Origin of the sequence: Streptomyces sp. NBC_00258 (assembly GCF_036182465.1) — a bacterium.
Taxonomy (GTDB): Bacteria; Actinomycetota; Actinomycetes; order Streptomycetales; family Streptomycetaceae; genus Streptomyces.
Genome location: NZ_CP108081.1, coordinates 9695779 through 9708514 on the forward strand (window position 1 = coordinate 9695779; position 12736 = coordinate 9708514).

Sequence of the window (12736 nt, forward strand, 5' to 3'; positions counted from 1 at the left end):
TCCCTCCAGCGATGGACGGATCGTCCTGTAGTACCTGCGCCGCCCCCTCCCGACATATCGAGGCGGCGGCATGACCATCCCCCTGCTGCTCCTCGGAGCGGCGTTCCTGTTGATCCTCGCCAACGGCTTCTTCGTGGCGGCCGAGTTCGGCCTCGTCACGGTGGAGCGCCCCGACGCCGAGAAGGCCGCCGCCGAGGGCGACCGACGCGCCCGTACGGTCGTCAACTCGCTCAAGGAGCTGTCCTTCCAGCTCTCCGGCACCCAGCTCGGCATCACCATCACCTCGCTCGTCGTCGGCATGCTCGCCGAACCGGCGCTCGCCGAGCTGCTCAACGGCCCCATCACCTCGGTCGGTATCCCCGAGGGCGCCGTGTCCGGTGTCGCCGTGGTCGTCGGCATGCTGCTGGCCTCGGCCGTGCAGATGGTGATCGGCGAGCTCGTGCCCAAGAACTGGGCGGTCTCCAGGCCCATGCAGGTCGCGCGGTTCGTCGCGGGCCCGCAGCACGCCTTCTCGACCGCGTTCCGGCCGGTGATCTCGGGGCTGAACTCCGTGGCCAACCGGCTCGTCCGCACCCTGGGCGTCGAGCCCACCGCGGAGCTGGCCTCCGCCCGCACCCCCGGCGAGCTGGTCTCCTTGGCCCGGCACTCGGCCCAGGCCGGTGCCCTGGAGCAGGACACCGCCGACCTGTTCGTCCGTACGCTCTCGCTGGCCGACCTCACCGCGCAGCACGTCATGACCCCGCGCGTGAAGGTCAGCGCCCTCCAGTCCTCCGCGACCGCCGAGGACGTCGTGAACCTCACCCGGGCCACCGGCCTGTCCCGCTTCCCCGTCTACCGGGAGCGGATCGACGAGATCGTCGGCATGGCGCACCTCAAGGACGCCCTCGCGGTGCCCTCGCACGACCGCCTGCGCACGCCCGTCACCAGGATCGCCCAGGCCCCGTTGCTCGTCCCGGAGACGCTGCCCGTGCAGCCCCTCCTGGAGCGGCTGCGCAACGAACAGCCCATCGCCGTCGTCGTCGACGAGTACGGCGGCACGGCCGGTGTGGTCACCCTGGAGGACATCGTCGAGGAACTCGTCGGAGAGGTCCGCGACGAGCACGACGGCCATGACGTCCCGGAACTCGCCGCCGCACCGGCCGAGGACGGCCGGCCCGCCTGGGACGCCGACGGCAGCTGCCGTGTCGACATCCTCCAGCGCATAGGCCTGGACGTCCCCGAGGGCCCGTACGAGACGGTCGCCGGCCTGGTCGCCGATCTGCTCGGCCGGATCCCCGCGCCCGGTGACAAGGCGGAGCTGCCGGGCTGGCGCCTCTCCGTGCGCCAGGTCGGGCACTACCGGGCCGAGCGGGTCCGGCTGGTCAGGACCGCCGGCGCCGCTTCGGCTTCCTCGGCCTCCGTTTCCGTGGTGGAGGCCGTGCGATGAGCGTGCTCCAACTCCTGTTCGCGGTCCTGCTGGTGCTCGCCAACGGCTTCTTCGTGGGCGCCGAGTTCGCGCTGGTCTCCGTCCGGCGCAGCCAGATCGAACCGCTCGGCACCGCACGGGCCCGCCAGGTCATGTACGGCCTGGAGAACCTGCCGCAGATGATGGCCGCCGCGCAGTTCGGCATCACGGTCTGCTCGCTGACGCTCGGCGCGGTCGCCGAGCCCACCGTCGCGCACCTCCTGGAGCCGGTGTTCCACGCCGTGCACCTGCCCGAGGGCATGATCCACCCGCTCGGGTACGTCATAGCCCTCGCCGCGGTCGTCTTCCTGCACCTCGTCGTCGGCGAGATGCTGCCGAAGAACCTGGCGATGGCCGCCCCCGAGAAGACCGCGCTGTGGCTCAGCCCCGGCCTGGTCGCCTTCGCCCGGCTCTGCAAGCCGGTGACGCTGGGCCTCGGCGCCTGCGCCCGAGTCATCCTGCGGCTCTTCCACGTCGAGCCCAAGGACGAGGTCGAGGCGGTCTTCACCAGCGAGCAGCTCAACCGGCTCGTCGAGGACGCGGGACAGGCGGGCCTGCTCGACCCCGAGGAGCAGGAGCGCCTCGAGGACGCCCTGGAGCTGGGCTCCCGCCCGGTCACCGACGTGCTCCTGGGCAGCGAGTCCCTGGTGACCGTCGGCCCCTCGGTCACCCCGGGCCAGGTCGTCGCGCTCACCGCCCGCACCGGGTACTCCCGCTTCCCGGTGGCCGCCGAGAACGGGGCCTTCATGGGCTATCTGCACGTGAAGGACGTACTCGACCTGGAGGAGTCGGAGCGGGCGGTACCTCAGCAGGTCTGGCGCCCCATGACGACCCTCGGGGCCGAGCTCCCGCTGGACGACGCCCTGACCGTGATGCGCCGCGCCGCGACGCACCTCGCCCAGGTCGCCGACGCGTCGGGACGCGTGCTCGGCCTGGTCGCCCTGGAGGACGTACTGGAGCTGCTGGTCGGCGAGGTCCGCGACCCGGCGCACCGAAATTCGACGACAGTACGGGTCGGCGAGCCGCGCTCCGGGGTCGCTGAGCCTTCGGAGACACCACAGCAGGCACTGGCAAGCTGACGCAGAAGACCCGCGCCCCTAAGTTTTTAGGGGCGCGGGGAACTGCGCGACAAGCCACGACGGCGCCGCACCCGCGAGCCGACAGCAAGGCACCGAGCTCGTCGGCGGGTCTCACATAGGTGAGGGATCCTGCGGCCCCCGCCCCGACAACACCTCGCCATACGCCTGCATGAGATCGGCCAGCCGAAGCGTGGACAGATCGTCGCGGGTGAGGTGCCCCGGGTACACCGAAAGCCGCAAATCACGGTACGCGCAGCTCTTCTCGTACAGTGTCCGCAGGAACCGCCCATTGCCGAGCTCATCGATCCAGCCCTGATCGACAACGTGCCCGCTGATGGACCGCAGCTCGTCGAGCGCCTCCTCGTCCCACACGTCACCGTTCTCCGCGGCAAGCACCTCACCGATCGAGGTGAGTTCGAGCGGACGGTACGAGGGGAAGTCGACGCGAGTCGTGAAGCGGGACGACAGCCCGGGGTTGGCGGCCAGCAGCCGGTCCATGCCCTCCGGATAGCCGGCGAGGATCACCACCAGGTGATCGCGATTGTCCTCGGCCCGCTTCAGCAGCACCTGCAACGCCTCGTCGCCGTACGCGTCGCCCTTGCCGTAACCGGAGTTGGAGAGCGAGTAGGCCTCGTCGACGAAGAGGACGCCGCCGATCGCGGAGTCGATCAGTTCGTTGGCCTTCACGGCGGTCTGGCCGAGGTACTCGCCCACCAGGTCGGCGCGTTGGGCCTCGACGAGATGGTCGCCGCCGAGCAGTCCGAGTGCGTAGAAGACCCGGCCCAGGATCCGGGCCACGGTCGTCTTGCCGGTGCCGGAGGGACCCGAGAACACGAAGTGCCGCTTCGGCGGCTGGACCGGCAGACCCTGCCCGGCCCGCAGCCGCGCCATGTTCAACTGCGCGGACAGCGCCTTCACTTGGCGCTTGACCGGTTCGAGACCGACCATGTGCTCCAGCTCCAGGAGCGCCTCTTCGAGCAGTGCCGGATCGGTGGGCCCGGTCGGCAGATGCGGCGGACGCACCGGCACGATGGCCTTCTCGCGGACCCGGTCCGCCTCCGAGGGCAGCGTGCCCGGCGGCGGCAGTTCGGGCTCCGAGAGCTTGAGATCACGGCCCTCGCCGCCGAACAGCGGGTCGACACCGTCCGGGCCGTCGAGAATGTCCTGCCCGACACCGGTGAGCGTGATCGCCGCGAGGTCGGCCGTGTCGTCGTACCCGTCGCCCTCGGAGATCGCCGCGAGCCGCGCGGAGGTGTCCATGAAGGCCGGGTCGACCCTGTGCACCGCCCGGTACAGGGGCAGCGCCGCGGCGGAGCGGCCCGTGCCCTCGTGCGCCCGCGCCAGCCAGTACCGCAGCTCCTTGCGCTGAGGCTGCTCGCTGCGACAGCGCATCAGCGCGGACGACAGCAGTGGCTCGGCCTGCCCGAACATCTCCAGGCGTACCCGTGCCATGCCGCCGAAGAGACCCGCCTCGATGCCCAGCATCGGATCGTCGATCAGTGGATCCGTGTGCCGGACCAACTGCTCCCAGTCCTTGACGAGATACGCCCGGCAGGCGTGCAGGAACCGCACCTGCGGATCCGCGTCCACGGGCGGCAGGCTCGCGAGCGCCCGGTCCAGCTCCGGGACGTGACGTCCGTCGAGCCAGTGGGAGGCGTGCGCGAGCAGCAGATCGCGCGGCGACTCCAGGACGGGCTGCACCCACCAGCCCAGCCAGTACCAGGAGTTGAGCGTCCGCCGGTGGCGGGAGCGCTGTTCCCCGAAGCGCTCCCGGTGCCGGAACATGCGCAGCAGCGCCGTCGTCGTGTCGATGCGCAGCGCGTGCAGCCCGAGCCAGCCGTCGGCCATTCCCGGATCCATCCGGACCGCGGCGCGGAATTCCTCCTCCGCCTGCGGATAGGCCCCCATCGTGTAGGCGTCCACACCTCGCAGCCAGGCGAGGTCGGCCGGGGCCTCGGGGCCCTGCGTGCCGAAGTCCATCACGTCCCCCACAAACCGTGCCCCCGTTGATCGCCGGGCGGGCCGGTGCCCGTCGGCAGTCTTCGTCGAACCGCTGTGCCGCGGACGGGAGTTGCGTTCGGTGCGGAGAGCAGCCGTCCGAATGTCGCACCGAGAGGCATCGTACCTGCGGGGCAGTACCGGGCCGAAGGGTGCCGCACGACAGGTTCTCCGAGGTGGGAGCAGATGGGGCGCACTCGGTTTGGTGACCGAGGGTGAACGAATCGCGCCTCGGAGCGTCCGAAAAACGGCTGTGGGCAGAACGAAGCCCCCGATCACGGGGGAACAACCGGGGGCTTCGCGTCTGCGGGGCGGCCCCAAAAGGCCGCACATTCAGAACGTAAGTCCTGTACGGCCCCCGGGTCAAGCCGAGTTGGGGCACTCAGGCAACTTCTCAGATGTGGGTCTTCACAAGTTCAGCACACAGACGCTGGCCCATCACGGTCTGTGACCGAGAGGCTCTTCGCTGAGGTCGCAGCAGGTCCCTGGAGCACCTCGTACCCCTCTGAACACTGCAGCACCAAAAGATCGGCGAACTGTTTTGACGGGTCCTTGGTGAAGTGGCGGCGCTCGGCGCGGACCCACCCCTCCCAGAACTCGTTCTGCACCGAACCGTCCCTCCGCCGCCCGCGTGCCCACGCGTCCTCGTCGGCCAGCTCCATCCACAGCAGCCGCGCCAGCCACGGCCTGAGCGCGCGACGGCCGGCGCCCACCCCCTCGACGAGGATCACGGGCGCGGGCGGCAGCGCACGGGCCGGTCCGAAGCCACGTGCAGTCCAGTCGTACGGCCGGTAGTGCGCCGCCGTGCCGTGGGACAGCGGCGCGACGACCTCCCGGAGCAGTCGTCCGGTCCAGGCGAAGAGCTCCTCGTGCGTGGCGATGTCGTCCAGGTGGAGCACGGGAGCCCCGCCCAGTGCCTCGGCCAGATGCTCCGCGAACGTGGTCTTCCCCGAGCCCGCGTGCCCGTCGACACCGACGAGCCGGACGGGGCCGCAGGAGGGCGGCAGCCGGTGCAGCCGGGAGGCGAGGACGTCGAGGTGGATGAGGGATCCCTTGGTGCGGTGCGGTGCTCCTGGGCTTCACTCTACCGAGGTCACCCTCGGGTGACCGGGGGAGAAGATGCCGTCGTCCTGTCGCGGCCATACCAGTGGTATCAACCAATATTTGTCGGCGCCGCGACACGCGAAGTGCTGGCAGAAGCGGTGATCGCGAACCATAGTTGGCCCACACCCACGCATTGGACCTGCCCGTTCCGGACACCTGGGGGTCACCCGCCCATGACCAGAGCTGAACAGCCGTCCCGCAGAAGTCTCCTGGCCGTGGCCGTCGCCGCGGCCACCGCGGGCGCCGCGAGTCCGGCGGCGGCCGCCGGCTCGACGGCCGGCCCCGTGAGAACCCGGACCGCCGCCCCGTCGAAAGCCCCGTCACGCCTCGTGGACAACCATGCCTGGACCTCGTACACCGACTGGCGCGGTGGTGTCGCGGAAGGGACCCGTGCCGTGCCGGGGGTGCGCCCGGGCCTGGCGATCGGGACGCCCGAGGGCCGGACCGACTACAAGGATCCGCACACCGGCACGACCGCCACCTGGGAGTACGCGCGCTGGACCTCGCCCGTCCACCGCCTCGCCGTCCCCTCGACCGAGGTCATCCCCTCCTGGAACGCGCGGACCCCGGCGGGCACCTGGCTCCAGGTCGAGCTGTCGGGCAAGTACTCCGACGGCACGGGCACACCCTGGTACGTGATGGGCCGCTGGGCGGCCGGGGACCAGGACATCCGGCGGACCTCGGTGGACGACCAGAGCGACGGCAGGAGCAGTGTCTGGACGGACACCCTCTCCATCGACGACGCGGCCTCCGGGCTGCGCCTGGTGTCGTACCGGCTGCGGCTGACCCTGTACCGCAAGCCCGGGACCACGGCCACGCCGACCGTGTGGCGGCTCGGCGCGATGGGCTCCGACGTCCCGGACCGCTTCACCGTGCCGGCCTCGACGCCCGCTCTCGCGCGGGAGCTGACGGTGCCGCGCTACTCGCAGGAGATCCACGCCGGCCAGTACCCCGAGTACGACAACGGCGGCGAGGCGTGGTGCAGCCCCACCTCCTCCCAGATGATCATCGAGTACTGGGGCCGGAAGCCCACCGCGGCGGACCTGGCCTGGGTCAAGCCCGAGTACGCGGACCCGCAGGTGTGCCACGCCGCCCGGTTCACCTTCGACCACCAGTACAACGGCTGCGGGAACTGGCCCTTCAACGCCGCGTACGCCGCGACGTACAAGGACCTCCAGGGCGTGGTGACCCGGCTCGGCTCGCTCGCCGACCTGGAGACGCTGATCGCCGCCGGAATCCCGGCCATAACGTCCCAGTCGTTCCTCAGGACCGAACTGACGGGAGCGGGGTACGGCACCGCGGGCCATCTGATGACGGTCATAGGGTTCACCGCCGACGGCGACGTGATCGCCAACGACCCGGCCTCGCCGGACAACAACGCGGTTCGGCGCGTCTACAAGCGGCGCGAGTGGGAGAACATCTGGCTCCGTACCAAGCGGTACAACGCCTCCGGGGCGGTCGTCTCCGGTACCGGCGGGGTCTGCTACGTCTACTTCCCGGCCCGTCCCACGGCGAGCCAGCGGAGGGCGCTGGCGGCGGTGGGCATTCGCTGAGCGACGGCTGAGCGACGTCTGCGTGGCGCGGCAGCGGTGACGAGACCGCTGTGACGGGGCTGCTGTGGCGGGTGCCACAGCAGCCCCTCGCGCGTGACCAAGCTCTCTCCCGCAAAAGCCCGATCCGGTGGCAAGGTGGACAGAACGGTGGGGGGAGTCCACTGCAAGACCGACGTGAGCGAGCTGCCATGACCACGACCTCAGCCACCGCCGGACGTGTCCGTGCCCGTACCGGTGGCCCCAAGGACGACGGCCCGAAGATCCTCGAGCACCTCGTGGGCTGGACGTTCGTGGTGGTACTCGCGATGTTCGTGACGCAGCTCGGCCTCCTCTGATCGCAGTCGAAGAGAGTCGAACAGGCTGGTGGCGCTGCTCTGCCATACTGCGGTGGTCCCGCTCGCAGTTGGAGACCAGGTCCGGAATTGAGTAACAGTCAGCAGCGTGGTGCCGACCGCCCCGGAGCGCGCGGCACCGACCGTTCCTTAGCGCGCCGCGCCGAACTCATCGCCATCGGGCGGAAGTTGTTCGCCGACACGTCCTACGACGCACTGTCGATGGACGACATCGCGAAACAGGCGCAGGTGGCCAAGGGGCTGATCTACTACTACTTCAAGTCCAAGCGCGGCTACTACCTGGCGATCGTCCAGGACTCGGTGGCCGAGCTGATCTCCCGGGCGGCCAGTGGCCTCGAACTGCCCCCGGCGGAGCGGGTCCACCGCACCATCGACGGCTATCTGCGCTACGCCGAGCACAACCACGCCGCGTACCGCACCATCATCAGCGGGGGAGTCGGTTTCGACGCCGAGGTGCACGCCATCCGGGAGAGCGTGCGGGAGGCCATCGTCGAGACGATCGCCGAAGGGGCGTACGGGCGACGGAAGATCGCCCCGCTGCCGCGCATGGCGCTGCTCGGCTGGCTGTGCAGCGTCGAGGGGGCCACCCTCGACTGGATCCACCACTACAGCCTCCCGCGCGACCTCATGCGCGAGCTGCTGGTGAAGATGCTCGGCGGCACGATGCGCGCCATCGAGGAACTCGACGCCTCCTACCCGGCCCCGAAGGCCGCACGCCGGGACACGTGACACGAGTGGAGGGCGGGAGCCCGCCGACCGGCCCCGCCCTCCGCTCAAGTGCCCTGCCGCCGAAGCTAGTTGATCGCCTTGATCAGCTCGCCGTTCGACGTGTCACCGCTCAGCTCCCAGAAGAACGTGCCGCCCAGGCCCTGCGCGTTCTTGTAGTTCATCTTCCCGGCGATGGTCGACGGGGTGTCGTAACTCCACCAGTTGTTCCCGCACTTGCCGTACGCCGTGCCGCCGACCGTGCCGGTCACCGGGCACTTCGTCCTGAGCACCTTGTAGTCGTCGATGCCCTGCTCGTACGTGCCCGCCGCCGGCCCGGTGGCGGTGCCGCCGGGCGCAGCCTGGGTGACACCGGTCCAGCCACGCCCGTAGAAGCCGATGCCGAGCAGCAGCTTCGAGGCCGGGACGCCCATGCCCTTGAGCTTGGCGATGGTCGCGGAGGTGTGGAACTCCGCCTTCGGGATCCCCGAGTAGGAGTTCAGCGCCGAGTGCGGAGCCGTGGGACCGGTCGCGTCCCAGGCGCCGAAGAAGTCGTACGTCATCGGGTTGTACCAGTTGACGTACTGGGCGGCGCCCGCGTAGTCCGCCGCGTCGAGCTTGCCGCCGGCCGTGGCGTCGGCCGGGATCGCCGAGGTGACCAGTGCGGAGCCGCCGAACTTGGCGCGCACCGCGGACATCAGGTTCTTGTAGGCGGCCCGCCCGCTGGTGTCACAGGTGGCGCCGCACGCGTTGGGGTACTCCCAGTCGATGTCGATCCCGTCGAAGACGTCCGCCCACTTCGAGTTCTCGACCAGGTCGTAGCAGGACTGGGCGAAGGCCGCCGGGTTCCTGGCCGCCTCGGTGAAGCCCGCCGACCAGGTCCAGCCGCCGAAGGACCAAAGGATCTTGAGGTTCGGGTGCTTCTTCTTCAGCTCGCGCAGCTGGTTGAAGTTGCCGCGCAGCGGCTGGTCCCAGGTGTCCGCGACTCCGTCGACCGACTCGGCCGCGGTGTGCGTCCGCTCGGTCGCCGCGTAGTTGTCGCCCATCGCGCACTTGCCGCCGGTGACGTTGCCGAAGGCGTAGTTGATGTGCGTCAGTTTGGCCGCCGAGCCGGACGTCTCGACATTCTTGACCAGGTACTTCCGGTCGTAGGTGCCCCATTCGGTGAAGTAGCCGACGACCTTGGAGGCGGCCTTCGGCGCCGCGGCCCGTTCGGCGGGGCCGGCCGCGGTGGCCGTACCCGCGCCGGCGAGCAGCCCCGCGCCGAGAACGGCGCAACACGCGGCGGAGATGAGCGCCCTGAAGCGGACGCGGGGGCGGAGCGAGCTGAACATCGTGTCTCCTCGTGGGGGAGAGGGGAACGGGCGCCTGTTGGCATGAACGCGGTGAAGCGTCGGAGCGAAACAGTAGGAGGACTAGACCAGTACGGTCAATGGTTCGGACCAATTCGGCACAGGATTCGCTACGGGAATCCTTTACTCTTGAGTAAGCGGTCGTTAACTGGTGACTCGATGCCTCCGATCGGGCATACTCACAGCGCACAGCCGCTGATCAGCCGCTTCCGTGACCCGGAGGCGCCGAGCATCGACAGTGCCCAGTAAGACCAGGCGGGGCAGCCCCACCCAGGTGTGCGTTCGCCGAAGTGCCCGACAGGGAGGAGAGCGTCGCCATGCCCGACCGCGCCCCGCAGCCGGTGGACCGTCAACTGCCCACGGACGAGGCCCGGGATCTGATCTCGCTCGTCCGCGACATCGCGCAGCGCGAGATCGCCCCGAAGGCGGCCGAGGAGGAGGACGCCGGGCACTTCCCGCGCGAAGTCCTCACGCTGCTCTCCGAGTCGGGACTGCTCGGTCTCCCGTACGACTCCGAGTACGGCGGCGGAGACCAGCCGTACGAGGTCTACCTCCAGGTCCTCGAAGAGCTGGCCGCCGCCCGTCTCACCGTCGGCCTCGGCGTCAGCGTGCACACGCTCGCCTGCCACGCCCTCGCCAACTACGGCACCAAGGAACAGCAGGTCGAGCATCTCCCGGACATGCTCGGCGGCGGCCTCCTGGGCGCCTACTGCCTCTCGGAGCCGTCCTCCGGCTCGGACGCCGCGTCGCTGCGCACGAAAGCCGTGCGGGACGGCGACCAGTGGGTGATCACGGGCACCAAGGCCTGGATCACACACGGCGGAGTCGCCGACTTCTACACCGTGCTCGCGCGGACCGGCGGTGAGGGGGCGCGGGGCATCACGGCGTTCCTGGTGCCCGGCGACGCGGAGGGGCTGAGCGCCGCGGTGCCCGAGAAGAAGATGGGCATGAAGGGCTCACCCACCGCCCAGATCCACTTCGACGGGGTACGGATCCCGGACGACCGGCGCATCGGCGACGAGGGCCAGGGCTTCGCGATCGCCCTGTCCGCGCTCGACTCGGGGCGGCTCGGCATCGCGGCCTGCGCGATCGGTGTGGCCCAGGCCGCGCTCGACGAGGCCGTGGCGTACGCCACCGGGCGGCAGCAGTTCGGCCGCCCGATCGCGGACTTCCAGGGCCTGCGCTTCATGCTCGCGGACATGGCGACCCAGATCGAGGCGGGCCGGGCGCTCTACCTCGCCGCGGCCCGGCTGCGTGACGCGGGACGGCCGTTCGCCAAGCAGGCGGCCATGGCGAAGCTGCACTGCACCGACACCGCGATGAAGGTCACCACCGACGCCGTCCAGGTACTCGGCGGGTACGGCTACACCGCGGACTTCCCCGCGGAGCGCTTCATGCGCGAGGCCAAGGTGCTGCAGATCGTCGAGGGCACCAATCAGATCCAGCGGATGGTCATCGCCCGTCATCTCGCGGGTCCCGAGTCGCGCTGAACCTCTCGTACCCGTACATCGCCGAGGGCGCCGCGAGCCGGGCCCACTCCGGGTCGTGGCGGCCCGGCAGGGTCCGGCCCCGGTCGGCCCAGGTGCGGATCAGGGCGCGGTAGATGGGGGGATCCAGGGGCTGATGGTGCACGTGGGACCCCTGTGATCCCTGGGTTGCCTGTGTCCAGTGAACTCCCTGCGTCCACTGAGTTCCCTGCGCCCACTGTGTCTCCTGTGGCCCCAGGGACCCCTGGGGAACCGATTCTGCCGACGCGGGGAAGGGGATCCGGCGGCGGCGCTCCGCCTCTGCGTATGTGGGGGTCATACCGTGGCCAACGGGTCCACGGGCGGACAGGTCACCGGCGCGGGGATTCGCCAGTGAGTTCGCGGCACGCCCTTGTCCGGGTCGCCGCCGGTCCGCATGAGGGGCGCACCGGACTCTGGCCCCCCGAGGCCTTCTGACGTACCGTCAACTCCGCCGCCGGGGGGCCGCACCCCTCCGGGCGACGTCACGCGCCGTACGCCCCGGGAGGCAGCCGATGCCCGACGACCGCCCCGTAGCCCTCGACGAGTACCCCGTGCACCAGGTCCCCCTCTCGATGAAGCACGTGGCGACGGGGGACCGGAACGCCTACGACCGGTGCATCTTCCAGGTCTTCGACCACCAGGGGCGGGCGCTGCTCATCCTGGGGCTCGGGGTGTACCCGAACGTCGGGGTGATCGACGCGTACGCGACCCTTCGCGTCGGCGACACCCTGCACGCCGTACGCGCCTCCGACGCGCTGGACGACGACACCCGGATGGCGATGGCGGTCGGTCCGCTGCGGATCCTGGTCGAGCGCTCACTGAAGGACTTCGTCCTGAGCTGCGCGGCCGACCCCGAGGACCCGGACGGACTGTCGTACGAGATCAACTGGTCGGCGGACTTTCCCGCGCTGTGGGAGCCGCATCACGTCCAACGCCGGGGCGCCCGCCTCACGTTGGAGGGGCGGCGCTTCGTGCAGGCGGGCCGGTGCGAGGGCTGGATCCGGGTCGCGGGGGAGGAGATCCGGTTGTCCGCGGACGGCTGGACCGGCACCCGCGACCGGAGTTGGGGCACGCGCCCCCTGCCCGGCGAGGAAGGCGGCCGGCTCGCCGAGGAGCACCGCACCGAAGGCTTCCACTGGCTCTGGTGTCCCGTCCGCTTCGAGGACCGCTTCCTGATGGTCGTCACCCAGGAGGACGCCGACGGCTACCGGACCCTGAACGACGCGACGCTCGTGCGGAACGGGGAACGCGACCGCCAACTCGGCTGGCCCCAGGCCGAGATCACCTACCGGAGCGGAACCAGGCACCCGGAGCGCGCGATCGTCCACCTCGGCGACTTCCGCAAACCGTCGGAACTCGGCGTCGAGATCCTCACCTCCTCGCCGCTCGCCGTCGGAGCCGGCTATCCACCCGCCGACGACTGGCAGCACGGCACCTGGCGGGGACGCGGCTGGACCGACCGGCGTACGTACGACCTTTCGGATCCGGCTGCCCTCGGGCTCGCCGCGTACGGCGTGACCGACCACGCCGCCCGCTTCATGCTCGACGGACAGGTGGGGCACGGGATCTTCGAGCACGGCTCGTTCGGACGGCACGACCCGAGCGGGTTCACCGGGTTCGACTCGGTCGCGCCGTAAGGA

General features: G+C 70.4%; 10 protein-coding genes. 7 read left to right on the plus strand and 3 right to left on the minus strand.

Annotated elements, in window-relative coordinates; genetic code table 11:
* Positions 1-70: 70 nt before the first annotated feature.
* Entirely contained in the window at positions 71-1426 is a 1356-nt protein-coding gene (locus tag OG718_RS43195) for a hemolysin family protein (RefSeq protein WP_143635296.1), read from the plus strand.
* On the plus strand, positions 1423-2523 hold the full coding sequence (locus tag OG718_RS43200; RefSeq protein WP_143635294.1) for a hemolysin family protein: 1101 nt from the start codon (positions 1423-1425) through the stop codon (positions 2521-2523). The genes OG718_RS43195 and OG718_RS43200 overlap by 4 nt, the downstream gene beginning before the upstream one ends.
* A 111-nt stretch (positions 2524-2634) precedes the next feature.
* Here OG718_RS43200 and OG718_RS43205 read toward each other — a convergent pair whose 3' ends face one another.
* Positions 2635-4503 (minus strand): AAA family ATPase, encoded by a 1869-nt coding sequence (locus tag OG718_RS43205; protein ID WP_143635293.1) that lies wholly within the window; start codon positions 4501-4503, stop codon positions 2635-2637.
* Positions 4504-4937: 434 nt separating this feature from the next.
* Positions 4938-5564 carry a uridine kinase family protein gene (locus tag OG718_RS43210; RefSeq protein ID WP_328847929.1) on the minus strand — a complete coding sequence of 209 codons (627 nt, stop codon included), beginning with the start codon at positions 5562-5564 and terminating at the stop codon, positions 4938-4940.
* Positions 5565-5798: 234 nt separating this feature from the next.
* Here OG718_RS43210 and OG718_RS43215 point away from each other — a divergent pair, with 234 nt between their 5' ends.
* From OG718_RS43215 to OG718_RS43225, 3 genes are all read left to right on the plus strand, one after another.
* Complete coding sequence (locus OG718_RS43215; protein ID WP_143635290.1) at positions 5799-7178, plus strand: peptidase C39 family protein; 1380 nt, start codon at positions 5799-5801, stop codon at positions 7176-7178.
* A gap of 188 nt (positions 7179-7366) precedes the next feature.
* Complete coding sequence (locus OG718_RS43220; RefSeq protein WP_143635288.1) at positions 7367-7513, plus strand: SCO1431 family membrane protein; 147 nt, start codon at positions 7367-7369, stop codon at positions 7511-7513.
* Positions 7514-7600: 87 nt separating this feature from the next.
* The gene (locus OG718_RS43225; RefSeq protein ID WP_306941023.1) at positions 7601-8260 is read left to right on the plus strand and encodes a TetR/AcrR family transcriptional regulator; all 660 of its coding nucleotides are present in this window, start codon (positions 7601-7603) and stop codon (positions 8258-8260) included.
* Between the two features lie 65 nt (positions 8261-8325).
* Here the strand turns inward: OG718_RS43225 and OG718_RS43230 are convergent, their stop codons facing one another.
* Positions 8326-9570 (minus strand): glycoside hydrolase family 18 protein, encoded by a 1245-nt coding sequence (locus tag OG718_RS43230; protein ID WP_143635285.1) that lies wholly within the window; start codon positions 9568-9570, stop codon positions 8326-8328.
* Between the two features lie 335 nt (positions 9571-9905).
* Between OG718_RS43230 and OG718_RS43235 the strand changes: the two genes are divergently transcribed.
* On the plus strand, positions 9906-11078 hold the full coding sequence (locus OG718_RS43235) for an acyl-CoA dehydrogenase family protein (RefSeq protein ID WP_143635283.1): 1173 nt from the start codon (positions 9906-9908) through the stop codon (positions 11076-11078).
* Positions 11079-11608: 530 nt separating this feature from the next.
* A complete protein-coding gene (locus OG718_RS43240) occupies positions 11609-12733 on the plus strand; it encodes a hypothetical protein (protein ID WP_328846717.1) in 1125 nt (374 codons plus the stop codon).
* Positions 12734-12736 lie beyond the last annotated feature (3 nt).